Here is a 26,144-nt window from a genome sequence, read left to right on the forward strand (position 1 = left end):
GGCGGTCCGACTACTCGGCGGGCCACACCGGGAGCGGGCGCACGGCTTCGCGCAGCGCGGCCGCGATGGCCCGGAACTCCTCCTGCCGGGCGGTGCCGGTCCGCATGGCGAGCGCGATCCGCCGGGAGGGCGCGGGCTCGGCGAAGTACCCGGTGGCCAGGTACTCGTTGCGGGCGGTCTCCAGCCGCAGCGCGGTGCGCGGCAGCAGGGTGACGCCGAGGCCGCCCGCGACCAGCTGGACGAGCGTGGACAGCCCGGCGGCGGTGGTGGTGACGTCGGCCCCGTCGGGCCGCCCGGCCTCCCGGCAGATGTCCAGGGCCTGGTCGCGCAGGCAGTGCCCCTCGTCCAGCAGCAGCAGCTGGAGGCCGCGCAGTTCCTCGCGCGGGATGTCCCGGCGCCCGGCCAGGGGGTGTTCGCGGGGGGCGAGCAGGACGAAGTCCTCGTCGAACACCGGGAGTTCGGTGACCCCGGGTACCCCGAGCGGCACGGCGAGCAGCAGCAGGTCGAGCCGTCCGGCGGCGAGCCCCTCCAGCAGCGAGGACGTCTGCTCCTCGTGCACCTGGAGGTCCATGCCCGGGTAGCGGCGGTGGAACAGGCCGAGCACGGTCGGCAGCAGGTAGGGGGCGACCGTGGGGATCACCCCGAGGCGCAGGACGCCGGTGAAGGGGGCGCGTACCGCCTCGGCCTCCTCCAGCAGGGCGCCCATGGCGTCGAGGACGGCACGGGCGCGGGTCGCGATCCGCTCCCCGGCCGGGGAGAGCAGCACCTTGCGGGTGGTGCGCTCCAGCAGCTGCACGCCGAGGGCCTCCTCCAGTGCGGAGACGGCGCCGGAGAGCGCGGGCTGGCTCATTCCGATGGCGGCGGCGGCATCCCGGAAGTGCAGGTGTTCGGCGACGGCGGCGAACGCGCGCAGTTGTGCGAGCGTCGCCTGCTTCGCTCCCCTACTACCCACAGCCACTGATAAGCACCTCCGATCACCCACTACAAGACTAGCTATTTCCACAATCAATGCTGGCTGTGCCAGCATGTGAGACACGTCCAACCCCTCGAAAAGGCGCCCGGTCAGGGCGCCTTTCCCCTGCAAGGAGAGCACGTGCTCACTGTCGGTGACAAGTTCCCCACCTACGATCTGACCGCCTGCGTCTCGCTCGAGGCCGGCAAGGAGTTCGCTCAGATCGACCACAAGACCTACGAGGGCAAGTGGCGCGTGGTGTTCTTCTGGCCGAAGGACTTCACCTTCGTGTGCCCGACCGAGATCGCCGCCTTCGGCAAGCTGAACGACGAGTTCGCCGACCGCGACGCGCAGGTCCTCGGCGTCTCCGGCGACTCCGAGTTCGTCCACCACGCCTGGCGCAAGGACCACGCCGACCTGCGTGACCTGCCCTTCCCGATGCTGGCCGACTCCAAGCACGAGCTGATGCAGGCCTGCGGCGTGCAGGGTGCGGACGGCTTCGCGCAGCGCGCCGTCTTCATCGTCGACCCGAACAACGAGATCCAGTTCTCGATGGTGACCGCCGGCTCCGTCGGCCGTAACCCCAAGGAGGTCCTGCGGGTCCTCGACGCCCTGCAGACGGACGAGCTGTGCCCCTGCAACTGGAACAAGGGCGAGGACACCCTGGACGCCGGCGCCCTGCTGGCCGGTGAGTGACGGATGTCCCTCGACTCCCTCAAGTCCGCCATACCGGACTTCGCCAAGGACCTGAAGCTCAACCTGGGCTCGGTCGTCGGCAACCAGGACACGCTCACCCAGCAGCAGCTGTGGGGCACCGTCCTGTCCTGCGCCATCGCCGCCCGTTCCCCGCGGGTCCTGCGTGAGCTGGAGCCGGAGGCCAAGGCCGCCCTGTCGCCCGAGGCGTACACGGCCGCCAAGTCGGCCGCCGCGGTCATGGCGATGAACAACGTCTTCTACCGCACCCGCCACCTGCTCTCCGACCCGGAGTACGGCACGCTGCGGGCGGGCCTGCGGATGAACGTCATCGGCAACCCGGGCGTGGAGAAGGTCGACTTCGAGCTGTGGTCGCTCGCGGTCTCCGCCATCAACGGCTGCGGCCAGTGCCTGGACTCGCACGAGCAGGTCCTGCGCAAGGCCGGTGTCGAGCGCTCGACGATCCAGGAGGCCTTCAAGATCGCTTCGGTGATCCAGGCCGTCGCGGTGACCCTCGACGCCGAGGCCGCCCTCGCCGAGTAGCAGCCCGTACGCGCGCAGGGGCCCCGCCGCCGTCACGGCGGCGGGGCCCCTGTCCCGTTCTACTTGCGCAGCCGGGCCATCAGCGTCCGCATGTCCTCGACCATGGCCGCCTTGACGGCGTCCTCGTCGGGCTGCGGGCCCTCGGCGCCCGCCTCGCCGGTCTCCCCGAGCCACCCGACGGACAGCGTGAACACCGCCCCGCCGTCGAGCACCTGGAGGCGGGGGCCCGAGGTGTAGGGGGACCTGCTGTTCATCAGCGCCCGCTCGCCGAGCCCGGCCACCTGCTCCACCTCGCCGGCGTTCGGCACCACCTCCCGGAAGACGCCCGGGGCGACCCCGAACTCCGCCTCCGGGTCGGTCTTCTTGTGCAGCTCGACCATGACCTGCATCTGGTACGAGGTGCCCTTCTCCACCCACTCCGTGAAGTACTCGCAGTGGGACCAGTCGAGGGCCGGGCTCTCCCGGTGGGCCCGGTGGTTGGACATCACGGGCGCGGTCGTCTTCACGAGGGTGTCGAGCCGGGTCTCCTTGCACAGGTCCTCGCTGTGCCGGTACGCGAGCGGCGGCCTCCCGAAGGAACGGTCCTGCAACACCGGTAAGGCCGCCCACGCGGCCGAGGCCAGCAGGGCCCCGCCCAGCGCCCACGGCCACGGCCACGGCGCCCCGCGTACGGCGCGTCCGGCGCCCTCCGCATCGTCCTGCGGCACCGGAGCGGCGGGCGGCCGGTCGTCCTCCCAGCCCCCCTCCAGCTCAGGCTCGCTGATCACTGCCGGCCTCCCGCGCGGCCTGCTCCACCGCCGTCGCCCCGTGCGGACCGGGGCCGATCGGCGCGGCGCCGTGCAGGAGCTGGTCGCGCGAGTAGGCCTTCAGGTAGCCGACCACGGTGTTGGTGACGGCGACCAGAGGTACGGCGACCACCGCCCCGCCGATGCCCGCGATCATGCCGCCCGCGGCCACCACCAGCACCACCGCGAGCGGGTGCACCCGTACCGCCCGGCCGAGGATGAACGGCTGGAGCACGTGCCCCTCGATCTGCTGCACCGCCAGCACCACGGCCAGCACCAGCAGGGCGCTGACCGGCCCCTGCGTCACCAGCGCGACGACCACGGCGAGGGCGCCGGAGACCACCGCGCCGACCAGCGGGATGAAGGCGAACAGGAAGATGAACACGGCCAGCGGCACCGCCATCGGCACGTTGAGGAAGTAGATGCCCAGGCCGATGAAGATGGCGTCGATGAGCGCGACGAGGACCGTGCCCCGCACGTACGCGGTCAGCGTCCGCCAGGCGCGCGGGCCGGCGCCGGCCACGCCCCGGCGGGCGCCGGCCGGGACCAGGCCCAGGGCCCAGCCCCAGATGCGCGCGCCGTCGTAGAGCAGGAACAGCGTCGAGAACATCGCGAGCAGCATTCCGGTGAGCACCTCGACCAGGACCGTCACGCCCTGCAGGCCCGCGGAGGTGATCTGCTCGGTGTTGGTGCCGATGGTCTCGCTGAGGTTCTTCGCGATGTCGTTGATCTGCTTCTCGGTCACGTGGAACGGACTGGCCAGTGCCCAGAGTTTGAGCTCGTTGATGCCGTCGCGGACGCGGGCGGAGAGGTCGTCGAGGTTCTCCATGACCTGCCAGACCACGAACCAGCCGACCAGGCCGATGATCACGAAGCCGAGGACGGCGGTGACGGCCGTGGCCAGTCCGCGCGGCAGTCCGAGCCGGCGCAGCCGCACCACGAAGGGCTGGAGCAGCGCGGTGACCAGCATGGCCGCGGCGAACGCGAGGACGACCAGGCGGACTTCGCTGATCACCTTCATTAGCACCCAGAGCATCCCGGCGAGCAGCAGCAGCCGCCAGCTGGCCTCGGCGGCGACCCGCATGCCCCAGGGGATCACGCTCGCCGGGTCGGGGCGCGCGGGCTGCGCGGGCGGCAGGGGCGGGTGGGGAGGGAGGGCCGGGTGCTCCGTGGAGGTGCCCGGCGCCGGGGTCGGCGGCCCGGAGGCTGCGGCGGGGGCCCGGCCCTCGCCGGCCGTCCCGGCACCCGCCCCGGAACCGGCCTCGGCCTCGGCCTCGACCACGGCACGCCGCGCGGCCAGTCCGGCCTCCATCCGGTTCAGTCTGCTCGCGAGCCGGCCGAGCCAGCCTGCCCTGTTCCCCATGTCGTTCCCTTCCCCCCACCTGCGGACGCACTCCGACAGACCGTACACGCGGGGAGCCCCGCACCGTCGGACGGTGCGGGGCTCCCCGGAAGTCGAGCGGCTGCGGCTCGGGCCGGTGCTAGTACCAGCCGTTGGCCTGGTGGAAGCTCCAGGCTCCGCAGGGGCTGCCGTAGCGGTCGTTCATGTAGTTCAGACCCCACTGGATCTGGGTGGCCGGGTTGGTGCGCCAGTCGGAGGCGACCGAGGACATCTTCGACCCGGGGAGCGCCTGGACCAGACCGTACGCGCCCGAGGACGAGTTGACGGCCTTGTAGTTCCAGGTGGATTCCTGGTTGACGATGTTGGAGAAGCACTGGAACTGGCCGGACGGGACGATCTGCCGGGCGATGTCCTTGACCTGAGCGACCGTGTAGGAGCTCTGGGGCGCGAAGTCGGAGGCGTCGCGCGTGGCGGATCGGCTGGCGATCTGCTCCTTCTCCTCGCGCTCCTTCTTCAGCTTCTCGTCCGCGGCCTTCTGGGCCTCGGCCTTCTTGGTCTTGGCGTCCTCGGCGGCCTGGACGCGTGCGGCCTCCTCGGCCGAACGGCGGGCCTCGGTGTCGGCACCCTGCGCGATGGTGTCGGCCTGCTGCGCCAGGGAGCCGCTCTGGACCTCGACCTGCTCGCCGACCGGGATGTCGGCCAGGAGGGTGGCCCCGGACGCGGTGGTCTCCAGGTCGTTCGCGGAGGGGTCGCCTGCGGCGACGCCCACGACTGCGCCCACGGTGGTGACCGCGGTGGCCGACGCCACTGCGAATCCCCGGACCGAGATCCGGCTCACACGATGTCCTTCCAGCAGCGTCCGCAGTGACCGGCGGGCGCAAGAGTGCCCCTGACACTGGCCTCCGTGGAACGTCGTCACTGGAAGCGCGGGCCCGTGGGCAACTCCCCTGCGGGGGCTGCCGCGTGATGCTCGGGCGGCATACGGCGAACGGCTGTGGAGTTGTGGTGGTGCACGTATCTCACGGGAGATACAACTGTGCCGTATGCAGGGCCTGACGGAAAACAGACTCTGCCGGACCCCGCCACCGCAAGGCAATTCCCCGATGCGTGGGAAAGGTCACACCTGGCATGTCGCGGCTTGTTGCGCCGAAGGGCTGTGCAACACGACGCCGTCCGGCTAGGCTCCTGGACCCTTGCCGGACGGCGTCAACCAACTGTCCCGCTATGGGGTTTTCACCCCGTACGCACCTACAGGTTCTCCAGCATCTCCGTCACGAGGGCCGCGATCGGCGACCGCTCGGAACGGGTCAGCGTGACGTGCGCGAAGAGCGGATGCCCCTTCAGTTTCTCGACGACGGCGACCACTCCGTCGTACCGGCCGACCCGAAGGTTGTCGCGCTGGGCGACGTCGTGGGTCAGGACCACCCGCGAATTCGCACCGATCCGGGACAGAACGGTCAGAAGGACGTTGCGCTCCAGGGACTGCGCCTCGTCGACGATGACGAACGCGTCGTGCAGCGAGCGGCCGCGGATGTGGGTGAGCGGCAGGACCTCCAGCATCCCCCGGTTCAGCACCTCCTCGATGACCTCCCGCCCGGCCACCGCCGAGAGGGTGTCGAAGACCGCCTGCGCCCAGGGGCTCATCTTCTCGGACTGGTCCCCGGGCAGGTAGCCCAGCTCCTGCCCGCCCACCGCGTACAGCGGCCGGAAGACCATCACCTTCTGGTGCTGGCGGCGCTCCAGTACGGCCTCCAGGCCCGCGCACAGCGCCAGGGCCGACTTTCCGGTGCCGGCCCGGCCGCCCATGGAGATGATGCCGATCTCGGGGTCGAGCAGCAGGTCGAGCGCGATGCGCTGCTCGGCGCTGCGGCCGTGCAGCCCGAAGGCCTCGCGGTCGCCCCGCACGAGCCGGACGTTGCCGTCGGCGGTGACCCGGCCCAGGGCCTTGCCGCGTTCGGACTGGAGGATCAGTCCGGTGTGCACGGGCAGTTCGGCGGCCTCCGGGACGTAGAGCCGCTCCTCCGAGTAGAGGAGGTCCACCTGTTCCGCGGAGAGGGCGAGCTCGCTCATGCCGGTCCAGCCGGCATCGGTGATCGCGAGCTCGGCGCGGTACTCCTCGGCGAGCAGGCCCACGGAGGAGGCCTTGATGCGCAGCGGGAGATCCTTCGAGACGACCGTGACGTCGTAGCCCTCGGCCTGGAGGTTGCGGGCGACCGCGAGGATCCGCGAGTCGTTGTCCCCCAGCCGGAAGCCCGCCGGCAGGACGCCCGGGTCGGAGTGGTTGAGTTCGACACGCAGGCTGCCGCCGAGCTCCCCGATCGGGATGGGGGCGTCGAGCCGACCGTTGCGGACCCGGTAGTCGTCCAGCAGGCGCAGGGCCTGGCGGGCGAAGTAGCCGAGTTCGGGATGGTGGCGCTTGGCCTCCAGCTCCGTGATCACCACGATCGGGAGCACGACCTCGTGCTCGTCGAAACGGGTGATGGCGTTGGGGTCTGCCAGCAGGACGCTGGTGTCGAGGACGTAGGTCCGCCTGTCGGGCAGGCGGCGCTTAGTGCTGGTCACCACGGAAGGACGTACCCCCTCGTAAGAGGTCGGGCCTTGAAGACCGGACCGGTCATCGGCACCCCTGCGAGGGCCGAATTCCGGCCCTCCCACTCCGTCCGTGCGAACCGCACGTGCGTCCTGGTGCAAAGGGCCTCCCGGGCGGACGGCCCCGTGCCGTCCGCTGAGATTCGACACCCGTGGATCGGGCGTCGACCTGAAAGGGATATTCCCCGAACAGCCTCGGCCATGCCTTGGCATATGACGGACGCTCGGTGAACCCCAGGTGAAAGGCTTGCGGTGGGGACCGGCGGGGCGCGAGGGGGTGACGGGACCCGGGGGAGCCGAGGGGGCGTCAGGCGCCCCCGGCCTCAGGTCCCGTAGCGGCGGTGGCGGGCCGCGTAGTCGCGCAGCGCGCGCAGGAAGTCGACCTTGCGGAAGGCCGGCCAGAACACCTCGCAGAAGTAGTACTCGGAGTGCGCGCTCTGCCACAGCATGAATCCGGAAAGGCGCTGCTCGCCGCTGGTGCGGATCACGAGGTCCGGGTCGGGCTGGCCGCGCGTGTAGAGGTGCTCGGCGATGTGGTCGATGTCGAGGATCTCGGCGAGCTCCTCGATGGACGTGCCCTTGGCGGCGTGCTCCAGCAGCAGCGAGCGGACCGCGTCGGTGATCTCCTGGCGGCCGCCGTAGCCCACGGCGACGTTGACCAGTATCCCCTTGACGTCGTGCGTGGCCTGCTCGGCCTCTTTGAGCACGGTCTGGGTCCGCGCGGGCAGGATGTCGAGGTTGCCGACGTGGTGGACCCGCCAGCGGCCGTCCGCGGCGAGGCCCCGGACGGTGTTCTCGATGATGTTGAGCAGCGGGCGGAGCTCGACCTCCGGCCGGTCCAGGTTGTCCGTGGAGAGCATCCACAGGGTGACGACCTCGACGTCCGTCTCGGTGCACCAGCCCAGCATCTCGGAAATCTTGTCGGCCCCGGCCTGGTGGCCCTGTTCGGTGGTGCCTCCGGACGCCTTCGCCCAGCGCCGGTTGCCGTCCAGGATCACACCGATGTGCTTGGGCGACGCGGCATGGTCGAGGCGGCCTTCCACCCGGCGTGCGTACAGCCTGTACACCAGGTCGCGCAGCTTCACGATCTTCCAGCCCCTCCGTGCGGTGCCCCCGTGCGAAATGCGGTCCTCCCCCGGTCGGCCACATTACTGCGCAGTGGGATCGGGTACCCAACTCGGTCTGTCACAGGTCCGTGATAGAGAGGACAACGTGACTGATAACAATCCCTATCGGGCAGACCCCGCTCGCTACGACTCCATGGAGTACCGGCGCAGTGGCCTCAGCGGCCTCAAGCTCCCCGCGATCTCCCTCGGCCTCTGGCACAACTTCGGCGACGACAAGTCCCTGGAGTCCCAGCGCGCCATCCTGCGCCGCGCCTTCGACCTCGGCGTGACCCACTTCGACCTGGCGAACAACTACGGCCCGCCCCCCGGCTCGGCCGAGCTGAACTTCGGGAAGATCTTCGCCGAGGACTTCGCGGGCTACCGCGACGAGCTGATCGTCTCCACCAAGGCCGGGTACCTGATGCACCCCGGCCCGTACGGCGAGTGGGGCAGCCGGAAGTACCTCCTCGGCTCCCTCGACGCCTCGCTGAAGCGGATGGGCCTCGACTACGTCGACATCTTCTACTCGCACCGCTTCGACCCGGAGACCCCGCTCGAGGAGACGATGGGCGCGCTGGCGTCCGCCGTCCAGCAGGGCAAGGCGCTCTACGTCGGCATCTCCTCCTACACCGCGGAGCAGACGGCCGAGGCGGCCCGGATCCTGCGCGGGATGGGCGTGCGGCCGCTGATCCACCAGCCCTCGTACTCCATGATCAACCGCTGGACGGAGGAGGACGGGCTGCTGGACACCCTGGAGGAGGCCGGCATGGGCTGCATCTCCTTCGCGCCGCTGGCGCAGGGCCTGCTGACCGGCAAGTACCTCGGGGGCGGCATTCCGGAGGGCTCGCGGGCTTCGCAGGGCAAGTCCCTCGACCCGGGCCTGCTCTCGCCGGAGGTGCAGCGCCGCCTCGAAGGCCTGAACGAGATCGCGGCCCGGCGCGGGCAGTCGCTGGCCCAGCTGGCGCTCAACTGGGTGCTGCGGGACCAGCGGATGACCTCGGCCCTGATCGGTGCGTCGAGCGTCCGGCAGTTGGAGGAGAACGTGGCCGCGCTGACGGGTTCGCCGCTGACGGAGGAGGAGTTGAAGGAGATCGACTCCTTCGCCGTCTCCACCCCGGGCACCAACCTCTGGGCCCAGCGCGGCTGACCTGCGCTTTTACCGAGGGGGGCGAGGGCGTGCGGCGAAAAAGAAAACGGGCCGGTCCGTGGGGGGGATACGGACCGGCCCGAGGGGGGGGTTCCACCATAACCCTTCGTAAAGCGTTATGCGTGCATCGGCGCCGAATGATTACGCTCCGAAACCACCCAGGAGCACTCCGGTAAGGGCTCCGGCCGCCATGAAGGGGCCGAAGGGGAACGCCTGCTTCCGCCCATCGCGGCTGCGCAGGACCAGCCCGAGGCCGTAGAGGGCCCCGTAGAAGAAGCCGAGGAAGGCTCCCAAGAGCCATACCCCCCACCCGTACCACCCAAGAGCGACCCCCAGGGCGAGCGCCAGCTTGACGTCCCCGAAACCCATGCCGGCGGGGTTGGTCAGGAACAGCAGGAGGTACGCGGCGCCCAGAGCGGCCCCGCCGAGGAGCGCGAGCCGCCAGGAGCCGGCCGCCCCGGGCAGGAGGGCGGCAGCGCCGAGGGCGGCCGCCGCGGCGGCGGCCAGGGGCAGCGTCAGCACGTCGGGCAGGCGGTGCACGGCGAGGTCGACGAGGGCGAGCAGGACGAGCACGGGCGCGAGCCCTGCGAACACGGCCGTCTCGGGCCGCGGCCCGACGGCCCAGGCGAGCGCGGCACACACGCCCCCACTGACCACCGCGACCCGCCCGCCGCGCGGCCCGTACCGATGCCCCGGCGCGCCGAAGCCCCCGAGCCCGAAGCGACCGCGGGGCCGGAGCCCCGCCGCACCCCCGGAACCGAAGCGACCGCGGGGCCGGAACCCCGCCCCGAAGCCCGGCACGCCGAAGCGCCCGCGGGAGCGAGCCCCGGCCCCAGACCCCGAGGCGCCGAGCCGGGTCCCGGGGCCGGGGCGGACCAGGCCCAAGGCGCCGGGGTCCGAGGCGGCGGCCCGCGAGCCGCGGGAGCCCGCGATGCCGGGGTCGGGGTCGCCGCGGCCGGCCTCCGGCCCGAAGCCCGGCTCAGGGCCGAAGCCCGGCTCAGGGCCGGGGCCCAGCTCAGGCCCGGGGCCTACAAGTCCCAACGCGCCGGGACCCAACGCACCGGGATCCGAGACGCGGGGGCCTGAGACGCCCGGGCGGGGAACACCGAGATCGGGGACGTCGGGGCAGCGGGCGGGGCCGAACCAGCCGCGCAGCGGGTGCCCCTGGGGGCAGTGGCCGCGCCAGGGGGCCCCTGGCTCGACGGAGAACCGGTAGGCGGTGCGCGGCAGCAGCAGCCCGGCGGCGACGCCGTACCCGGCGGCAAGGATGATCACGACCACGGCCATCCGCCGAAGGTAGGCGGCAACGACCGGCCGGGCATGGGCCCGTGGGCCCAACCCCGGCCGACGGGGGCGGCGTCCACGGATGGCCGGGAAACGCCGTCGGCGCGACTACGGCCCACCCCGGCGCCCTAGGGTGGCGGCCATGGGTCGGGGGCGGCGGTGGACGGACGGCAAGGGCGTCCTACGAACGGACGGCGCTGGCAGCGCAGGCCACGCGACCCGCGCAGGCCGCGCGGCCGACACGGCCAGCGCAGCCGTTACGGGCAAACCGGCCGGCACGCGCAGCGCGGACAGCGCAGCCGCCATGCGCGGTGCGGCCGGCACGGCCAGCGCGGAAGGTCCAGGCAGCGGGGGTAGCGCAGACGGCACAGACGCGGCGGCCGCAGCGAACGGAGCGGATGGCCGAGGCACCACGAACGGCACGGGCTGCCACGGCGGCAGCGGCAACGCGGACGGCGCGCACGGCACGGGCGCCGCCGAGACGGGTAGCGCGGGCGACACGGACGGCAGAGGTACCACGGGCACCACGGCAGGCACGGGCAGCACGGGCAGCACGGGCAGCACAAACGACGCGGCCCGACCGGACGGCGCACGCCTCGCCGGCGGCACGGCCGGCGCGAACGGCGCCGGTGGCCGGGCCGGCACGGGCGATGAGTTCAGCGCAGACGGCGTGCACGGCACAGACGATGCGGCGCGAACGGACGGCACAGGCAACGCAGACAACAAGGGCTGCGCCCGCAGCTCGGACAGCGCAGGCGGCACGGGCAGCGCGGCCGGCGCAAACGGCGCTGGCGGGGCGGCCGGAGTGGGCAACACGGGCGGCAGCGACACCGCGCCCTGCACGGACGGCACAGGCGACACGGCCAGCGCAGGCGGCGCAGGCGGCGGGGCCGTTGTCGGCGGCTCGGGCGGGGTGTTGGTGCCGTTGGAGATCGCGGCTTCGTACCGGGCCCGCACCCGCGGCCTGCTGGGGCGGGACGGCGTCACCGGCGCCCTGCTGCTGACCCCGGCCGGGAGCGTGCACACCTTCGGGATGCGGTTCGCCATCGACGTGGCCTACCTGGACCGGGACCTGCGCGTGATCGCGCTGACCACGATGCCACCGGGCCGGCTGGGTCTGCCCCGGCTGCGCTCCCGGCACGTCCTGGAGGCGGAGGCGGGGGCGATGGCGGCCTGGGGGCTCCGCGTGGGCTCGCAGGTGTCGGTGGCCGGACCGGAGCGTCGCATCTCGCGCTGGGCGCTCGGCCTGCCCGGCGGTAGGTTGGGGCGGTTGAGCCGGGGTGGCAGGGGAGCGGATGACGGAGAACGCGCGGGTCAAGGCGCTGGAGCAGATCATGCCCGCGACCCACGGCGCCGATGAGGACATCGACTGGCAGCGGGCCGAGGCCGTCTGGGGCACCCGGTTCCCGTCCGACTTCGTCGCCTTCATGGGCCGCTTCGGGGCCGGCAGCATCAACGGCGAGGCGAGCGTCCTGCTGCCGCTGCCCAAGCCCGGACTCCAGTGGGAGCCGGCCGAGATGGCCGAGGAGACCGCCAACGCCCGGCAGCAGTGGGAGGCGGAGGGCGGCCGGGCCGCCCTCGACGTGGACCCCGAGTCGATCATCGCCTGGGGCGTCACCGGCGGCTCCGACATCCTGTGCTGGCTGGCTTCCGACCCCGACCCGGACCGCTGGCCGGTCCTGGTCATCGGCAGGCACACGGCCGACGCCTTCGCCGTGTACCCGTACGGGATGGCCGAGTTCCTGCTGCGGCTGTGCTCGGACGAGTTCGACGTGAGCCCCGTCGGCCTCACCTTCTGGGACGGCGGGCGGCTCAGCTTCGTGCACTGGCGCAAGGCGCAGCGCCGCTGGCAGGAGGGCCGCAACCCCGAGACGGGAGACCCCGACCCGTACGCCGGCGACTTCCCCGACTGACCGACAACCGCCGCCGCCACCACCGGCCGGATCCCCACGTCGGACCCGCACCGGCCGGACCCCGCGGCCCCACGGGCCAGCCTGCGGCCAGCCGTACAGGACGGCTCGCCACGCGTCCCGCACCGGTTGTCCTGATCCGGCCCCGAGTCCGCCTTCCGCGCCCATCCGGCGGAAACGGGTTTTTCAGCACGTCTACGCGCGTCACATTTCCGGGCCCCATATCGGAAAACACCATCCGGAAAAGCGGCGCTTGGAGCATTGCCCACAAACGCCGCCCCAACCGAACCCATCGCCCGCCCACGCGGGAGAATTCCGGCCAGCGGGCCGCGGACGGTCAACCTCCCGGCCCGGAGTGATTCACAAGCACTGACGGGAACCACAAGGAATTCAGGGGAACAGACCCGTGCAACGAAGAACTTTCCGCGCGGCCGCGGCGGCGGTCGCGCTCGGCCTGCTGGCGGCCCCGCTGTCCGGCTGCGGATCCGACGCAGACCCCGGCGCTCAGGACACCCTGCGCCTGGTCGCCGCCGAATACGGCACCAACCAGGCCACCAGCTCCAAGGCCTTCTGGGACAAGGCCATCAAGGAATTCACCGCCGCCAACCCCGACATCAGGGTCGAGGTGCAGCTCCTGCCGTGGGCCGACATCGACCGCGAGGTCTCCCGCATGGTGAAGGCCGGAAAGGCCCCGGACATGGCCCTCATGGGTTCGTATTCGGATTTCGCAGCCAAGGGGCAGCTGTATTCCGCCGACGAACTCCTGTCGATCAGCGCGGAGGCGAATTTCCTCCCGCCGCTCGCCGAGGCCGGCTCGGTCGGCAACACCCTCTACGGCCTGCCGTGGGTGGCGAGCAGCCGGCTCCTCTTCTACAACGAGGGCCTGTTCAAGCAGGCCGGCCTCGGCGAGCCGAAGCGCTGGTCGGACCTGAAGTCCGCCGCCAAGGCGCTCAAGGACAAGGGTGTGAAGACCCCGTACGCCCTGCCGCTGGGCCCGGAGGAGGCGCACGCCGAGGCGATGATCTGGGAGCTGAGCAACGGCGGCGGGTACGCCGACAGCGCCGGCAACTACAACCTGGCCTCGGACCAGAACATCCAGGCGTTCCGCTGGGTCAAGGACAACCTGGTCGCCCCCGGGCTGACCGGCCCCGTCCCGCCGTCGCAGCTCAACCGGGCGGACGCCTTCGCCGCCTTCCTGCGCGGCGAGGTCGGCATGCTCAACGGCTATCCGTCGCTCTGGCACGAGGCGCGCGCCAAGGGGATCGCCGTGGGCACCGTGGCCATGCCGGTCTCGGACACCCTGGGCGCCGGGGAGAGGGCGCCGGCCGTGGGCGTCGCCGACTGGATGATGGCGTTCAAGCAGCACGGCAAGCGGGCGCAGATCGGGAAGTTCCTGGACTACGTGTACCGGGACGAGAACCTGGCCGACTTCGCGGGCCGCTACCACCTGCTGCCCTCGACCGTCTCGGCCTCCCGCAACCCGGCCGGGGGCCTGGACAAGAACGACGAGCTGTTCCTGACCGCCCTGCGCGGCGCGCAGCTCTACCCGGTGAACGACCCCGCGTGGGTGGAGGTCAGCGACACGATCAAGCGCAACGTCGGCCGGGCCGTCGAGCCGGGCGGCGACCCCGAGGCCGTCCTGGAGGACATCGCCGCGAAGGCGAACCAAGCCGCCAAGCAACGCTGATCTGCAGCGCAGCGCAGCGCAGCACAGCACCGCACGACACAGCGGTGCCGGCCCTCCGGTCGGGCCGTCCCCGCCCCCGTCCTTCCTCCGTTCGGGGGAAACGGTGACCGAAAAACGATCTTCCCTCTGCCGCATGCCGATCCGTGCGCCAGAATGGCTGCCGCGGCCCTTGATCCGAGACCGCCGGCCAGCCGCCCGCAGCGCCCACAAGGTGCGCGCGACGGCCGGCCCTCCTCGACCTCCCGGCCCGGCCTCCCCGGCCTCCCCGGCCTCCCCGGCCTCCCCCGCTTCGCCCGCTAGCCCTTGCCGTCGCTCCCGGCCGAGAAGGCCGTCCGGTAGTTCTCGCAGCTGGCGTTCCATGGCATCGAGCCGGTGAGCGTCCCGTAGCCGGTCCGGGTGACCGACCATTCGACCGTGTAGTCGCCGGTGTCGCAGGCGATCCGCTTGTTGCCGGGGACCTTGGCGCGTCCCTTCGCCGGCTGGTCCGCCAGCTCCTTGTGCACTTCCAGCACCTTGCCGTGCCGCGGCGAGCGGAGCACGGCGTGCACGACGATCGGGTGCCGGCCGTCCTTCGTCGTGACGGCCTTCTTCACCAGCATCGAGTCCGACACCGCCCAGCCGAAGTCGAAGTCGGGCTGCCAGGCCAGGGACTTGGGGTCGCCGGTGCGGCGCGGGTGGTCCGGCGCCTCGGGGTGCCCGGGCCGGGACACCATCTTGTACCGGATGCCGGGGTAGAAGCGCAGCTGAGCCTCCACCTTGTGCATGTCGTCCGCGGTCCACATCGACTTCATCGCCTTGTCGCCGCCGCCCGGGTCCTGGAGGGACGTGCCCTCCGCGGCGGTGGCGGCCTGGCCGAGGGCGGGGGTGAGGGCCGCCGCGGCGGCGGCGAGGGCGAGAGCGGCGGTGCGGGTGCGCTTCATGCCCGGACCAACGGGTGCCGCTGCGGGCCGGAACGAGGCGTGGCCGGCTTTCACCCGTACGGGGACCGCCCCGGAATACCTCTTGATCGTCTTCCGTTCGGGGTGCCGGAGAGCCGCACGCGACAGCAGGAGCAGAGGAGTCGGCATGGGCACGCGGGTGAACGGAACGGTGGCGGCGGGCTGGGAGCCGGTGCGGGAGGAGTTCGCCTCCTTCGCCGGGGCCGCGGAGCACTCCCCCGAGGCGCAGCTGGTGGTGCACCGCGGCGGCCGCCGGGTGGTCGACCTGTGGACCGGCGAGGACACCGGCCCCGACACCCTGACCGGGGTGTACTCGATCAGCAAGGGCGCGGCGCACCTGGTGGTGGCGCTGCTGGTGCAGGACGGGCTGCTGGACCTGGAGCGCCCGGTGGCGGCGTACTGGCCGGAGTTCACCGGGTACGGCAAGGAGCGGCTGACGGTGCGGCAGCTGGTGGCCCACCAGTCGGGCCTGGTCAACACCGAGGAGGGCTTCGACTACGACGAGATCGCCGACGACGCGCTGATCGCGTCCCGGCTGGCCGCGGCGCGCCCGTACTGGGAGCCGGGCACCGCGTACGGTTACCACGCCTTCGTCATCGGCGCGCTGACCGGCGAGGTGGTGCGGCGGGTGACGGGCCGGTCCCTGCAGGAGGTGTACGAGGAGCGGATCCGCGCCCCGTACGGGCTGGACCTGTACCTGGGGCTGCCGCAGGAGCTGGAGGACCGCTGGAGGCCGGTGCTGGAGATGCTCCCGACACCCGACCAGCTGGGGGCCGCGGCCGCGGCCACCGCCGGGGACAGGGACGGGGACAGGGACGGGGACGGAGCCGGGGCGGCGGTGCCGGAGCTGCTCCCGGTGGCGTTCAACGCGCACCGGGAGCCGCCGATGGACCTGGTGGCCTTCGCCAACCACCCGCGGGTGAGGGCGCAGGGCCCGGCCTCGGCGGGCGGGGTCGGCACGGCGCGCGGCGTGGCGGGCATGTACGCGGCGGCGATCGGCGTGCTGGACGGCCGTCCGGCGCTGCTGGAGCCGGGGACGGCGGCGGAGTTCGCGCGACTGTGCCTGGCGGGCGACGACCGGGTCACCGCGGAGCAGGACCACTTCGGGCTGGGCTTCGAGCGGCAGCCGGCGGTCGGCCCGGAGGCGTTCGGGCACAGCGGTGCGGCGGGCGGCCTGGGCTGGGCGGACCCGGCGACGGGGATCGCGTACGGGTACGTGCGCCGCCGGTACGCCTTCCCTGGCGGTGCGGCCCCGGAGAACGGGCCGCTGACGGCGGCGGTCCTGCGCGCGGCCGGGGCCCAGTGAGCGAAGTGCCCTCTCCTGCCGTTGCCCGCCGTCCCGTCCGAAGGTCCGGGCCGTGGCCCGCCCGCCGGGGCCCGGTCAGTGGAAGCCGAGCAGGCCGGGGGTGTCGATGCCGATGGCGAGGATGCCGGGCGGGTAGCGGTTCTCGTCGTCGGTCAGGAGGATGGGCATTCCCCCTGTGCCGGTGCGACGCAGTGCGGTGTAAAGGGCGTGGCAGGTGTCCATCCCGCCGTAACCGTCGCGGACCATCGTGCCCACAGCCGGTGCGTCGGTCTGCCCGAGCGTCTCGACGTCGGTGCACGGGTATCCGAGGACGGCGCGCGCGGTTCCCGGGTGGTCGGCCTCGGCCTGCGCGAGGCACAGCGCCGGCACGAGGAGCCGGTCGCCGCTGGCGGTGACGTTGACCGCCAGGGCGTTCAGCGCCTTGTGCCCGGATGCCAGGGCGATCACGGCGCCGGTATCGAGAATGATCACGCGGCGTCCCTGCCGGGCATGGCGAGGACCTTCTCCGCCGCGATCCGCCGCAGGTTGCCGAGCACGTCGAGGGAGGCGAACTCCTCGTCGCTGACGTCGACGCCGATCACCTCGCGCGCATGCGCGCGCGCCGCGGCGACCTGCTCGGCCCGCTGCGCGGCGGTGGGCTGCGCGGCCGCCAGCGCGTCGACCATCTGCCCGATGCTCAGCCCACGCTCTTCGGCGAGCTCCGCGAGGTGGTCGCGCGTCTGCTTCGTCACCTGGATCGTGGTATTGGCCATAGGTCGACCATAGCACTCCTATAGCCTTCGGGCCGGTCTCGATCGCGGGCCGGATCGCGGGCCGCCCTCTGGCGGGGGCCGGTTCCGGGGTCGGAGCGGTCAGGCCTGGCCGGTCTCGAAGCGGCTGATGTGGCCGCTGTCGGTGACGGTGAACTTCCAGGCCGTCCGCATCTCGCCCCAGGTGTCGTTGCGGTAGTTGACGACGAGGCCCCGGCCGCCCTGCGACTCGGTGACGACGTCCATGTGGCCGGACGAGGAGAAGATCTCCTTGTCGGCCCAGACCCGCAGGTCACGGTCGGAGCCGTCGTCGGACATGGTCGCGTCGGGCGTGAGGAGGTCGTAGAAGGCCTCCTCGTCGTGGGCGTTGACGGCGGTGACGAAGGCTCTGACGGCCGGGTCGGACAGTTTGCTCGGGGAGATGGTCACGGGGGCTCCTGGTCGGTTCCTGGCGCGGGGCCGGTGCGGCCGCACCAGTCCGCGCACGCTCGTAGGCAGTCGTCCGCGGTCGTACGCCGCCGTACGCCGCCGGATGGTCGTATGCCGCCGTACGCCGCCGGTCGGTCGTACGCGGTCGGACGCAGTCGTGCGCGGTCGGACACGGTCGTACGCCCAGGGAACACCCGGCGGGGCGCGTTGCCGCCGACCCTCACCCGTTCGCCCGCCGGACGGCGTGTCAGGGCGCGTCGGGTGCGGTGCGCACCGGGAAGCCGGTGGGGCGGCCCTGCTCGGCCAGCCAGGCCAGGACCCGGTCCAGGGCTTCGACGGTCTGCCGGCGGTCGCCCCCGCCGTCGTGGAAGAGGATGGTGGGACCGTTGCCCATGTGCTGCTTGACGGCGTTGACGATGGCGGCGGTCCCCGGCTTCTGGAAGTCCTTCGTGTCGACGTTCCATCCGAGCGGGCGCATGCCGTTGGCGGCGGCTATGCGCCGGCTGTCGGGGGTGAACGCTCCGCCGGGGGCGCGGTAGTACTCCACCTTGGCGCCGCCGCCCGCCGCCTCCTCTATCAGCCGCTTCGCGTCGAGGATCTGCTTCTCCTGGTACTCGACGGGCTTCTTGTCCATGGAGGTGTCGTGGTCCATGGAGTGGTCGCAGAGCCGGTGGCCGGCCGCTACGACCTTCTTCACCAGGTCCGGGTGGGCCTTGGCGCGCGGGCCGACCATGCAGAAGGTCGCCTTCACGTCGTGCTTCTTCAGCACGTCGAGGACCTTCGGGGTCCAGTTGGGGTCCGGGCCGTCGTCGATGGTGATGTTGACGGTGTTCCCGCCGCCCTCGGAGGCGTGGGCTATGGACTCGGGCACCTGCGGACCGCTGCCGCCCGGGGCACCGCCCTTGCCGTCGCCGGTCCCGTCGCCGTTCCCCCCGCCGTTCCCGCCGCCCTTGCCGTCAGCCTTGCCGCCGCCGGTCCCGTCGCCCGTCCCGTCGTTCTTGCCTCGCCCGTCCGGGCTGCCGGCGGACGGGGCGCCGTCGGGGCCGCCGCCCTTCCCCCCGCCGGTGGAGTCGGCTCCGGCCGTGTCGTGCCCGCGCGAGAGGTTCTGCTGGGCCGTGCCGTTCGGTTCGACGAGGGCCGCGACCCCCCACACCGTCGCCGCCACCGCGGCGGCCGAAACCGCGATGGCGATCCGGGAACGCGTACCCAGCCTGCGCGTGCGTGCCGTGAAGTCCATGAACCGTCCACTCCCCTCTCCGCGTTTGCCGCGCTCTGAGGTTCATGACGTCCGCGCCGGAGATCGGGTTCCCACCAATTTCCCCATTGGCACCGGTTGATGGCCTTGGTCCTTGATCACCCGGAATCAAGTCCCGACCTGGGACGAAAGCGACACCGCGGGCCGGTCGGCAGGCGGGTCCGGGGCGGGTTCAGGGCAGACGGAAGGCCCCGGCCGCGGCGGTGGTCCGCCGGGGCCGGGGCCTGTGCGAAGGCTGAGGCCGATGGGCCCCGTGAGGGTCCGTCAGTGGGCGACCGGCGCGGCCGCGGCCGGCTTCCCGGCGTCGCCCGCTTCGGCTCCCGCTCCGGCCTCGGCCGGGGCCGGGCCCGCGCCCCGCAGCGGGACCTCCTTGACGAACCAGGCCGCCAGGAAGCCCAGTACGGCCACGAACGCGCCGAGCAGGAACGCGGAGTGCGTACCGGCGGCGACCGCGTGCTGGTACGCCTCGCGCACCGCCTCCGGCAGCTTGGCCAGGCTGGCGGCGTCGAGCTGGGCGGATCCGACGGAGCCGGCCGCCTGCGGGCCGAGCCGCTCGACCATGGCGTCGGTGACGCGGCTGGTGAACAGGGAGCCCATCAGGGCCACGCCGAACGAGCCGCCGAGCGTACGGAAGAGGGTGGCCGAGGAGGACGCGACGCCCATGTCCTTCATCTCGACGCTGTTCTGCGCGACCAGCATGGTGATCTGCATCAGGAAGCCGAGTCCGGCGCCGAGCACGGCCATGTAGACGCCGGAGACGAGGCGGCTGGTGCCGGTGTCCATCTGCGCGAGCAGGTACATGCCCACGACCATGAGCGCGCCGCCGATGATCGGGAACATCTTGTACTTGCCGCTGCTGGTGGTGATGCGGCCCGCGATCAGCGAGACGACCATCATCGACAGCAGCATCGGGAGCAGCAACAGGCCGGAGTTGGTGGCGGAGGCGCCCTGGACCGCCTGCTGGAAGAGCGGGAGGTAGAGCACGCCGCCGAACATGGCGAAGCCGACGAGGAAGCCGATCACCGACATGAGGGTGAAGTTGCGGCTGCGGAAGATGTGCAGCGGCATGACCGGTTCGGCGGCCTTGGTCTCGGCGAAGAGGAAGGCGGCGACGGCGGCGACGCCCAGCACGATCAGGCCGAGGACCTCGGTGGAGCCCCAGGCGTACTCGGTGCCGCCCCAGGTGGTGACGAGCACGGTGGAGGTGATGGCCACCGTCAGCAGCGCCGCACCCAGGTAGTCGATCTTGCCCTGGGCCTTCTTCTTGGGCAGGTGCAGGACGGCGGTGACCATGGCGAGGGCCACGGCGCCGAGCGGCAGGTTGATGTAGAAGGACCAGCGCCAGCCCATGTGGTCGGTGATGGTGCCGCCGACCAGCGGGCCGCCGATCATGGCGAGGGCCATCACGCCGGCCATCATGCCCTGGTACTTGCCGCGGTCGCGGGGCGGGATCAGGTCGCCGATGATCGCCATGACGCCGACCATCAAACCGCCGGCGCCGAGGCCCTGGACGGCGCGGAAGCCGATGAGCTGGCCCATGTCCTGGGCCATGCCGCTGAGCGCGGAGCCGATCAGGAAGACGACGATGGAGGTGAGGAAGGAGCCCTTCCGCCCGTACATGTCGCCGAGCTTGCCCCAGATGGGGGTGGAGGCCGCGGTGGCGAGCGTGTAGGCGGTGACCACCCAGGATAGGTGCTCCAGACCGCCGAGCTCACCGACGATCGTCGGCATCGCGGTGCCGATGATCATGTTGTCGAGCATCGCCAGCAGCATCGCGATCATCAGCGCCATCAGGACGACGCGCACGCTGCGCGGCTTCACCTCCCCCGAGGCCCCGACCGTCTTGCTGGCACTGTCGACCATGATTCCGCTCCCCGTCGGCACATCCATCGAGCGCCGGGCGGTGGACACTTCAGCACTCTCTGCACTTACTTGACGCCCGGCTAGTTCACTACACTAGGGAAGGTAGACCCGTCACTAGCCGGGCGTCAAGTAAGTTCATGGGGAGACGCATGTCCAGCAGCAGTCCGCAGGGGCGACGAGGCAACACGCGCCAGCGCATCCAGGACGTCGCACTGGAGCTCTTCGCCGAGCAGGGGTACGAGAAGACGTCGCTGCGCGAGATCGCGGAGCGGCTGGAGGTCACGAAGGCGGCGCTGTACTACCACTTCAAGACCAAGGAAGACATCATCATCAGCGTCTTCGAGGACGTGACGCGCCCCATCGACGAGCTGATCGAATGGGCGCAGCAGCAGCCGCAGCCGCGCACCCTGGAGACCAAGCGGGAGGTGCTGCGCCGCTACAGCGAGGCAATGGCGGCGGGCGCCCAGCTGTACCGCTTCATGCAGGAGAACCAGGCCACGATGCGCGAGCTCAGCATCGGCGAGACGGTCAAGCGGCGGCTGTTCAGCCTGGTCGAGGTGCTGCGCAACGACGACGGCCCGCTCACGGACCAGGTCCGCTGCGTCAGCGCCCTGTTCACGCTGCACGCCGGCATGATGTTCCTCCAGCACGTGGAGGGCGACCCGGAGGAAACCCGTGCGGCCGCGCTGGAGGTCGCCATGGACCTCATCACGCAGGCCCACCGCGGCTCCTGACGACCGCCCCCGGCCGGGGTGCCCTGCTCAGCCGGGGGCCCGCCCAGCGGGGCTCCGCTCAGCCGGGGGCTCCGCTCAGCCGGGGAGGTACCCGACGGCCCCGACGCGGGGCAGCGCCACCCAGGTCCGCGTCCCGCCGCCGGGCTCCCGCGAGTCCCCGAACCCCCACTCCCCGCCGCACTCCCGCACGACCACCCGCAGCAGCCGGAGCGCCGCCCGCCGCCGGGCCTCGCAGTGCGCGGCGAGCCGGGGGTGGCCGTGGGCCCGGTGGCCGTCGTACACGGTCAGGCGGAGCACGTCGTCGCGGTAACGGGCGGACAGGTACAGGTGCCCGCCCGGGTCCAGCCGCCAGGCCGCCGCCAGCAGCTCGCCGGTGACCTGCACGGCGGCCGGCACGAGCCGGTCCAGCCCGTGGGCGTGCAGGGCCGCCTCCACGGCGGAGCGCGCGATCTGCCCGCTCCAGGCCTCCCCCGGCACGCCGAGGCTGCAGGCCAGCATGTCGGGCGACGGCCCGGGATCGGACCCGGATTCGATCCGGGCGTTCGGACAGGCGGCGAAGTCGTCGGCGGACGGGTACGCGAAAGACGGCACGGACATCTCGAACTCCTCAAGCACTACACGGCGGTTGTGACTGGCGTGGCTGCGGTGAGGTCGACGCGCACGGATGGCTACGCAACACCGGGAGCTGTGGCCCGCCCCCGGAGCAGGACATGGCGCGGCCCGGGGATGCACTTCAACTGCCTTGCGTAAGCGGTGCATTACGCAATGTAGCCCAGGGCGGGCCAAATTTAGCCCGATCCTCGGGTGAAGTCAGCCGTTCGTGCACGACGCAGGCCGGACAGGCGAGACTTCACGGCATGACCGCGAGGACAGCCACCACGGAGCGTCAGAAGAGGTTGGGGTACGAGCTGCGCAGGATGCGCAAGGCCGGCGGAGTGTCTGCCGAGCGCGCGGCCGCACTGCTGGGGGTGGACCGGGGCGCCATCTCCGCCATGGAGTCCGGAACACGCGCCATTTCCAACGAACGACTTCGCAAGCTTGCCGACAGCTGCAACGTGACGGATGAGGCGTACGTGGCCGGGCTCGCGGCGATGGCACAGCCCGGCACGCGCCGATGGTGGGACCGCTACCGCGGGCAACTTCCGCAGAGCTTCCTCGACATCGCGGAAATGGAGGCCCACAGCGTCCGGGTACGCGGCGCCTACTCAGTCCACATGCCGGGGCTTCTCCAGACCACGGACCACGCACTCGCACTGTTCCGCATGGTCATCCCGGCGTTGCCGGAGCACGAGGTGGCGCTGCGCCTGGCCTTGCGCGTCGAGCGCCAGCAGATCCTGGAGGAGGACGGAGCCCCCGGTTTCGTGGCGATCGTGCACGAGGCCGCCCTGCGCATGCAGTTCGGCGGACGCTCCGTCCTGCGGGCGCAGCTCGACCACTTGCTCAGCCGCTCCGAGCAGGACAATGTGACCGTGCTCGTCATCCCGTTCGAGGCCGGAGGGTTCCCAGGTGCAGGCCAGACGGTGATCTATTCGGAAGGCCCGACGCCGCAGCTCGACACGGTGCAGATCGACAGCTCACACGGGCCCGACTTCATTCACGCCCAAGAGCAACTCGACAAGTACCGAGCACATTTTGAGGTGCTGGAGCACCTGGCACTCTCCCCCGCCGCCTCTCGTGACTTCATCCGAGTCGTGGCGAACCAGTTGTGAAGGAGGACATAGTGACCGACGTGACCTGGGAAGAGCCGTTCTGCGGCGAGGGAAACTCCTGCTACCGCATCGGCGTGGACGCGAACGGGAACAGCTACATCGCGGTCGCCGGCCAGGAGGACGCGTACCTCACCGACAGCGGGGAAGCCCTGCGCCAGCTGATCCGGGACATCAAGGCCGGCAAGGCCGACCACCTCCTCGACGGTCGGGGGCGTTCCAAGGGGTGACGAGGCCAGGTCGTGGAGAGGCTCCGCCCGGCCCCCTCCCCCGGCGTAGTGTCGCGGGATGCACGCGCACCGCAGCTTTCACACCCCTCCCGCTCTGCCCCACGACGAGGTGGCCGAGGCGTTGGAACGGGCCCTGCGGGACCGGTCGCGGGAGGCGGAGGCGGCGGACGCCCTCGTCGGGAGTGCGCTGAACGACGACGACCGGGAGTTCGTCGAGCACTGGTGCGTGGAGGCCGGGACCCGGGCCGCCCCGGGGAGCCCGCTGCTCGGCCTGGCCGGACTGCGCCTGGGGCACACCGCCCGCCGCTTCGGGCGTCTCGGCGAGGAGGCCCCCGCACTGGTGGAGTCGCTGGCGGCGCGCGCCGAGGCGGATCCGTCGGACGTGGACGGCCGGGCCCTGGACGGCTGGGACGACGCCCGGAGCTTCCTGCACCTGTGGTGAGGGCGGATCGGCCCTGCTCCGACCCAGCCGGAAGACGAAGACCGGCGAGGCCGGCCGCCCCCTCTCCCGAACTCCCCCTCTCACCGATACAGTCGGCTTCGTTGGCTCCCCTGATCCGCACCCGCCCACGGCATCACCCGCCGAGGGCGGCGCAAGATCTCCGCTGTCGCGTTGGAGGATCTTGCCATGCCCGGAATCACGGTCACGCCGTCGACGGACACGTCCGGCAGCCGACTGCACCTGCTGACCGCGGTCAGCCCCCGAAAGGGCGCGGGCTGCAGCCCCACGGGAATCGTGGGACGCCGCCTGGCCCGGCAACTGGCGGCCGCAGGTGACCGTGTGCGCGTCCTCGCCGAACCCGACCGGCTCCACGACTGGCCCGCGGGCACCGAGATCGTCGAGGGCTCCGTCAGCCGGCGCCCGTCGGAGTACGCGGAGGCGTTCGACGGCGTGGACGCGGTCTTCCTCGCCGGCGCGGTTCCGGCGACGGTCGGCGAGGTGCTGGACACCGCCCGGGATGCCGGGGTGCGGCGGACCGTGGTGCTGTCGTCGCACGGGCCGGAGTACGAGGAGGCGTACCCGCCGGAGACCTGGTTCTGGCTGGCCATAGAGCGGGCCGTCGAGCGTTCGGGCATGGAGTGGACGTACATCCGCCCGTCGGCGGTGATGGGCGCGGTCATCGAGGGCACCTACCCGGCGACGGGCTCGGACTGGGCCGACACGATCAGGACCGGAGGCGTCGTCCGGGAGGCGTTCCTGGACGGCGGCCACTACCCCTTCATCCACGAGGACGACCTGGCGGCCGTCGCGGCGGCAGCACTGCGCACCGACGACCACGTCGGCAGGATCCTCGAAGCGGTCGGATTACCGATCGCCACCCGCGAGCGGGTGGCGAGCATCGCGAGGGCCGTCGGCCGCGACATCGCAGCCGTCGAGGCGACGCCCGACGAGAGCCGCGAGACCTGGCGGGGGCGCGGCTGGCCCGACGACGGCATCGACGTCACCCTGTACGCACTCCAGGAGTACGGCGACCAGCTCACCGAACTCACGCAGTGGACCCTCGCCCAGCGGCCGAGCGTCCAAGAGATCACCGGCCGCCACCCCCGCTCGTTCGACGCCTGGGCGCGCGAACACGCCCACCTCTACCGCTGAGAACGGCATCGTGCGGCCGTGGCGGCGACAGTGCAGCGCACCGCACGAGAGCCGGCATGAATCGAGAATCTCCCCAAGAGAGCCCCCTTCTGCACCAACTGTGCGCATTACTGAATGACGTTCGGGCCGGCTTCGGCCGATTCACGGGATATCCGCCGTCCGTAGAAACTACATACCTTGGCGATGACGTTGAAACGCATTGATATTGACGACCCCGAAGTGGACGGCGACTACGCTCAGCGGCTCCTCTACCGCGGAGAGCTGTTCACCGGTGAGGCAGAAGAATATATCGACGGGCACCGAGTCAGCGTTACGAGGTACACGGAAGGAATCAAAGACGGGCCTTACCGTCACTGGTACAAGAATGGAGTGCTCCAGGCGGCAGGTGTCATGCGAATGGGGTTCCTGGCGGGAGAGTCCTTGAGATGGCATGCGAACGGACTCTTCGCCCAAAAGACAATCTCCAGTGAGGATGGCCGCTTTCTGTTGGCTTCCTACGAATGGGATGCGGACGGCCTCCCGACACGTGCCTGGGAGCGGGCGGAGGGTCAGGACTCGCAGGCATAACGGCGGCGCTATGGTGCTCGCACTGCGCCCACCTGGCCTGCGCACGCTCAGGAACCAAGGCGTCGCGGAGGCGTTCCTGTCACCTGGAGCGCACCCGAGCCGCATCCTCCAGGTTTACGGACGCAAGGCCGTCTGCCGAAATTCTAAAATTCCCACAGAAGCTAGGCTGATCTTCCTCGGTTTCGGGATCCACCGGAACGGAGGAAGCGGCAAGAAAAGATACCGAAGGCCGATCGAAGGGTTACGGGCATGCACGATGAAGCACTCGGCGGGGTGAACGAAGTCCGCCTGCCCTGGGGGCGGGAGGCGCATTTCAACGTCCTCAACATTGCGTCCATGCTGGGTGTCGATGCGGAGTGCTATGAGGCGGACCCATTGTCGCTGATGCCGGGCCTGCAAAGCTACGTCGATCGACTCCCTTTGAGCGAGTTCGAACAGTCGGATTGGATCACACTCCACACGGATCTGACCTCCTACCTGGGCGACCTGCTGGTAGAACGTCACGGGGCCGCTTGGGTGAAGGTCGCAGACCGGAACTCACCCACAGGGCATCGCTTCTTCGTGGAAGCAAAGAGCCTGAGCGGCATCATGCACAGAGTGGAGCCATTCGATGTAGTGATGGAGGAATTCGAAAACCTACCCATCGAGATCGGGCGAATGATCGCCAATGCGCAAGAAGCACTGGGCGTCATTCCACCGATCGAACACTGACTTCAATTCACCGACGGGGTCAAC

Annotated in this window: 27 protein-coding genes and 1 pseudogene; 14 read left to right on the forward strand and 14 right to left on the reverse strand. The window is 71.3% G+C overall.

The genetic code is table 11. From position 1 onward, the window contains the following. Window positions 1–10 precede the first annotated feature (10 nt). Window positions 11–958: a hydrogen peroxide-inducible genes activator gene (locus ACSHWO_RS12790; protein WP_404234217.1), complete on the reverse strand. Its 948-nt coding sequence runs from the start codon at window positions 956–958 to the stop codon at window positions 11–13. A 135-nt stretch (window positions 959–1,093) separates the two neighbouring features. Between ACSHWO_RS12790 and ACSHWO_RS12795 the strand changes: the two genes are divergently transcribed. Both ACSHWO_RS12795 and ACSHWO_RS12800 read left to right on the forward strand, forming a co-directional pair. Then, window positions 1,094–1,648 carry a peroxiredoxin gene (locus ACSHWO_RS12795; RefSeq protein WP_361100983.1) on the forward strand — a complete coding sequence of 185 codons (555 nt, stop codon included), beginning with the start codon at window positions 1,094–1,096 and terminating at the stop codon, window positions 1,646–1,648. Window positions 1,649–1,651: 3 nt separating this feature from the next. Beyond that, a complete protein-coding gene (locus ACSHWO_RS12800) occupies window positions 1,652–2,188 on the forward strand; it encodes an alkyl hydroperoxide reductase (RefSeq protein WP_361100981.1) in 537 nt (178 codons plus the stop codon). 59 nt (window positions 2,189–2,247) lie between these two features. Here ACSHWO_RS12800 and ACSHWO_RS12805 read toward each other — a convergent pair whose 3' ends face one another. From ACSHWO_RS12805 to ACSHWO_RS12825, 5 genes are all read right to left on the reverse strand, one after another. After that, complete coding sequence (locus tag ACSHWO_RS12805) at window positions 2,248–2,955, reverse strand: hypothetical protein (RefSeq protein WP_438311872.1); 708 nt, start codon at window positions 2,953–2,955, stop codon at window positions 2,248–2,250. Then, window positions 2,939–4,336, reverse strand: a complete 1,398-nt coding sequence (locus ACSHWO_RS12810) for an AI-2E family transporter (protein ID WP_438311874.1) — start codon at window positions 4,334–4,336, stop codon at window positions 2,939–2,941. The genes ACSHWO_RS12805 and ACSHWO_RS12810 overlap by 17 nt, the downstream gene beginning before the upstream one ends. Before the next feature lie 118 nt (window positions 4,337–4,454). Continuing rightward, window positions 4,455–5,153, reverse strand: a complete 699-nt coding sequence (locus ACSHWO_RS12815) for a transglycosylase SLT domain-containing protein (RefSeq protein ID WP_361100972.1) — start codon at window positions 5,151–5,153, stop codon at window positions 4,455–4,457. Between the two features lie 410 nt (window positions 5,154–5,563). After that, entirely contained in the window at window positions 5,564–6,880 is a 1,317-nt protein-coding gene (locus ACSHWO_RS12820; protein ID WP_361100969.1) for a PhoH family protein, read from the reverse strand. A gap of 347 nt (window positions 6,881–7,227) precedes the next feature. Continuing rightward, entirely contained in the window at window positions 7,228–7,989 is a 762-nt protein-coding gene (locus ACSHWO_RS12825) for an isoprenyl transferase (protein WP_361100966.1), read from the reverse strand. Window positions 7,990–8,116: 127 nt separating this feature from the next. Here ACSHWO_RS12825 and mgrA point away from each other — a divergent pair, with 127 nt between their 5' ends. Continuing rightward, a complete protein-coding gene (mgrA, locus tag ACSHWO_RS12830; RefSeq protein WP_385837858.1) occupies window positions 8,117–9,157 on the forward strand; it encodes an L-glyceraldehyde 3-phosphate reductase in 1,041 nt (346 codons plus the stop codon). A gap of 141 nt (window positions 9,158–9,298) precedes the next feature. On the opposite strand, the gene ACSHWO_RS12835 is transcribed toward mgrA, so the two are convergent. Next, the gene (locus ACSHWO_RS12835) at window positions 9,299–10,444 is read right to left on the reverse strand and encodes a prepilin peptidase (protein WP_438311877.1); all 1,146 of its coding nucleotides are present in this window, start codon (window positions 10,442–10,444) and stop codon (window positions 9,299–9,301) included. An 802-nt stretch (window positions 10,445–11,246) separates the two neighbouring features. On the opposite strand from ACSHWO_RS12835, the pseudogene ACSHWO_RS12840 reads away from it, so the two are divergent. The 3 genes and pseudogenes from ACSHWO_RS12840 to ACSHWO_RS12850 form a co-directional block, all read left to right on the forward strand. Further along, window positions 11,247–11,648 (forward strand): annotated as a pseudogene (locus ACSHWO_RS12840) (DUF192 domain-containing protein); the annotation flags it as partial. A gap of 88 nt (window positions 11,649–11,736) precedes the next feature. Then, window positions 11,737–12,354 carry an SMI1/KNR4 family protein gene (locus ACSHWO_RS12845; RefSeq protein WP_361100960.1) on the forward strand — a complete coding sequence of 206 codons (618 nt, stop codon included), beginning with the start codon at window positions 11,737–11,739 and terminating at the stop codon, window positions 12,352–12,354. Between the two features lie 403 nt (window positions 12,355–12,757). Beyond that, window positions 12,758–14,038 carry an extracellular solute-binding protein gene (locus ACSHWO_RS12850; protein WP_438311879.1) on the forward strand — a complete coding sequence of 427 codons (1,281 nt, stop codon included), beginning with the start codon at window positions 12,758–12,760 and terminating at the stop codon, window positions 14,036–14,038. 296 nt (window positions 14,039–14,334) lie between these two features. On the opposite strand, the gene ACSHWO_RS12855 is transcribed toward ACSHWO_RS12850, so the two are convergent. Further along, on the reverse strand, window positions 14,335–14,958 hold the full coding sequence (locus tag ACSHWO_RS12855) for a hypothetical protein (RefSeq protein ID WP_361100954.1): 624 nt from the start codon (window positions 14,956–14,958) through the stop codon (window positions 14,335–14,337). A gap of 145 nt (window positions 14,959–15,103) precedes the next feature. On the opposite strand from ACSHWO_RS12855, the gene ACSHWO_RS12860 reads away from it, so the two are divergent. Further along, window positions 15,104–16,282 (forward strand): serine hydrolase domain-containing protein, encoded by a 1,179-nt coding sequence (locus ACSHWO_RS12860; protein WP_438311882.1) that lies wholly within the window; start codon window positions 15,104–15,106, stop codon window positions 16,280–16,282. A 75-nt stretch (window positions 16,283–16,357) separates the two neighbouring features. On the opposite strand, the gene ACSHWO_RS12865 is transcribed toward ACSHWO_RS12860, so the two are convergent. From ACSHWO_RS12865 to ACSHWO_RS12885, 5 genes are all read right to left on the reverse strand, one after another. Further along, window positions 16,358–16,753, reverse strand: a complete 396-nt coding sequence (locus ACSHWO_RS12865) for a hypothetical protein (protein ID WP_438311884.1) — start codon at window positions 16,751–16,753, stop codon at window positions 16,358–16,360. Further along, window positions 16,750–17,034 (reverse strand): hypothetical protein, encoded by a 285-nt coding sequence (locus tag ACSHWO_RS12870; RefSeq protein ID WP_438311886.1) that lies wholly within the window; start codon window positions 17,032–17,034, stop codon window positions 16,750–16,752. The genes ACSHWO_RS12865 and ACSHWO_RS12870 overlap by 4 nt, the downstream gene beginning before the upstream one ends. Before the next feature lie 99 nt (window positions 17,035–17,133). After that, window positions 17,134–17,460 (reverse strand): nuclear transport factor 2 family protein, encoded by a 327-nt coding sequence (locus tag ACSHWO_RS12875; RefSeq protein ID WP_438311888.1) that lies wholly within the window; start codon window positions 17,458–17,460, stop codon window positions 17,134–17,136. Between the two features lie 247 nt (window positions 17,461–17,707). Further along, window positions 17,708–18,697, reverse strand: coding sequence for a polysaccharide deacetylase family protein (locus ACSHWO_RS12880; protein WP_438311891.1), 990 nt, complete (start codon window positions 18,695–18,697; stop codon window positions 17,708–17,710). A 282-nt stretch (window positions 18,698–18,979) separates the two neighbouring features. Next, a complete protein-coding gene (locus tag ACSHWO_RS12885) occupies window positions 18,980–20,578 on the reverse strand; it encodes an MDR family MFS transporter (RefSeq protein WP_438311893.1) in 1,599 nt (532 codons plus the stop codon). A gap of 149 nt (window positions 20,579–20,727) precedes the next feature. On the opposite strand from ACSHWO_RS12885, the gene ACSHWO_RS12890 reads away from it, so the two are divergent. Further along, window positions 20,728–21,312, forward strand: coding sequence for a TetR/AcrR family transcriptional regulator (locus ACSHWO_RS12890; RefSeq protein WP_438311896.1), 585 nt, complete (start codon window positions 20,728–20,730; stop codon window positions 21,310–21,312). A gap of 75 nt (window positions 21,313–21,387) precedes the next feature. Here ACSHWO_RS12890 and ACSHWO_RS12895 read toward each other — a convergent pair whose 3' ends face one another. Beyond that, window positions 21,388–21,909, reverse strand: coding sequence for an ATP-binding protein (locus ACSHWO_RS12895; protein ID WP_438311897.1), 522 nt, complete (start codon window positions 21,907–21,909; stop codon window positions 21,388–21,390). Window positions 21,910–22,169: 260 nt separating this feature from the next. Between ACSHWO_RS12895 and ACSHWO_RS12900 the strand changes: the two genes are divergently transcribed. The 6 genes from ACSHWO_RS12900 to ACSHWO_RS12925 all read left to right on the forward strand — a co-directional run bounded on the left by ACSHWO_RS12900 (window position 22,170) and on the right by ACSHWO_RS12925 (window position 26,120). After that, window positions 22,170–23,021: a helix-turn-helix domain-containing protein gene (locus tag ACSHWO_RS12900; RefSeq protein WP_438311900.1), complete on the forward strand. Its 852-nt coding sequence runs from the start codon at window positions 22,170–22,172 to the stop codon at window positions 23,019–23,021. A gap of 11 nt (window positions 23,022–23,032) precedes the next feature. Beyond that, window positions 23,033–23,248 (forward strand): hypothetical protein, encoded by a 216-nt coding sequence (locus ACSHWO_RS12905; RefSeq protein ID WP_385837778.1) that lies wholly within the window; start codon window positions 23,033–23,035, stop codon window positions 23,246–23,248. Between the two features lie 58 nt (window positions 23,249–23,306). Continuing rightward, window positions 23,307–23,690, forward strand: a complete 384-nt coding sequence (locus ACSHWO_RS12910; RefSeq protein ID WP_438311902.1) for a hypothetical protein — start codon at window positions 23,307–23,309, stop codon at window positions 23,688–23,690. Between the two features lie 186 nt (window positions 23,691–23,876). Beyond that, window positions 23,877–24,842 carry an SDR family oxidoreductase gene (locus ACSHWO_RS12915; RefSeq protein WP_438311904.1) on the forward strand — a complete coding sequence of 322 codons (966 nt, stop codon included), beginning with the start codon at window positions 23,877–23,879 and terminating at the stop codon, window positions 24,840–24,842. 183 nt (window positions 24,843–25,025) lie between these two features. Then, complete coding sequence (locus ACSHWO_RS12920; protein WP_438319070.1) at window positions 25,026–25,409, forward strand: toxin-antitoxin system YwqK family antitoxin; 384 nt, start codon at window positions 25,026–25,028, stop codon at window positions 25,407–25,409. A gap of 249 nt (window positions 25,410–25,658) precedes the next feature. Continuing rightward, entirely contained in the window at window positions 25,659–26,120 is a 462-nt protein-coding gene (locus tag ACSHWO_RS12925) for a hypothetical protein (RefSeq protein ID WP_438311907.1), read from the forward strand. Window positions 26,121–26,144 lie beyond the last annotated feature (24 nt).

Origin of the sequence: Streptomyces pallidus (ex Mingjun et al. 2026) (genome assembly GCF_051550185.1) — a bacterium.
Classification (GTDB): Bacteria; Actinomycetota; Actinomycetes; order Streptomycetales; family Streptomycetaceae; genus Streptomyces.

Excerpts from the sequence above, each read along its gene's own strand:
- ACSHWO_RS12800 (WP_361100981.1), top strand. The coding sequence starts at position 1,652 with ATGTCCCTCGACTCCCTCAAGTCCGCCATACCGGACTTCGCCAAGGAC.
- ACSHWO_RS12915 (WP_438311904.1), top strand. The coding sequence starts at position 23,877 with ATGCCCGGAATCACGGTCACGCCGTCGACGGACACGTCCGGCAGCCGA.
- ACSHWO_RS12920 (WP_438319070.1), top strand. The coding sequence starts at position 25,026 with ATGACGTTGAAACGCATTGATATTGACGACCCCGAAGTGGACGGCGAC.
- ACSHWO_RS12880 (WP_438311891.1), bottom strand. The coding sequence starts at position 18,697 with ATGGACTTCACGGCACGCACGCGCAGGCTGGGTACGCGTTCCCGGATC.
- ACSHWO_RS12895 (WP_438311897.1), bottom strand. The coding sequence starts at position 21,909 with ATGTCCGTGCCGTCTTTCGCGTACCCGTCCGCCGACGACTTCGCCGCC.
- ACSHWO_RS12860 (WP_438311882.1), top strand. The coding sequence starts at position 15,104 with ATGGGCACGCGGGTGAACGGAACGGTGGCGGCGGGCTGGGAGCCGGTG.
- ACSHWO_RS12855 (WP_361100954.1), bottom strand. The coding sequence starts at position 14,958 with ATGAAGCGCACCCGCACCGCCGCTCTCGCCCTCGCCGCCGCCGCGGCG.
- ACSHWO_RS12835 (WP_438311877.1), bottom strand. The coding sequence starts at position 10,444 with ATGGCCGTGGTCGTGATCATCCTTGCCGCCGGGTACGGCGTCGCCGCC.
- ACSHWO_RS12870 (WP_438311886.1), bottom strand. The coding sequence starts at position 17,034 with ATGGCCAATACCACGATCCAGGTGACGAAGCAGACGCGCGACCACCTC.
- ACSHWO_RS12885 (WP_438311893.1), bottom strand. The coding sequence starts at position 20,578 with ATGGTCGACAGTGCCAGCAAGACGGTCGGGGCCTCGGGGGAGGTGAAG.
- ACSHWO_RS12890 (WP_438311896.1), top strand. The coding sequence starts at position 20,728 with ATGTCCAGCAGCAGTCCGCAGGGGCGACGAGGCAACACGCGCCAGCGC.
- ACSHWO_RS12845 (WP_361100960.1), top strand. The coding sequence starts at position 11,737 with ATGACGGAGAACGCGCGGGTCAAGGCGCTGGAGCAGATCATGCCCGCG.
- ACSHWO_RS12910 (WP_438311902.1), top strand. The coding sequence starts at position 23,307 with ATGCACGCGCACCGCAGCTTTCACACCCCTCCCGCTCTGCCCCACGAC.
- ACSHWO_RS12810 (WP_438311874.1), bottom strand. The coding sequence starts at position 4,336 with ATGGGGAACAGGGCAGGCTGGCTCGGCCGGCTCGCGAGCAGACTGAAC.
- ACSHWO_RS12925 (WP_438311907.1), top strand. The coding sequence starts at position 25,659 with ATGCACGATGAAGCACTCGGCGGGGTGAACGAAGTCCGCCTGCCCTGG.
- ACSHWO_RS12900 (WP_438311900.1), top strand. The coding sequence starts at position 22,170 with ATGACCGCGAGGACAGCCACCACGGAGCGTCAGAAGAGGTTGGGGTAC.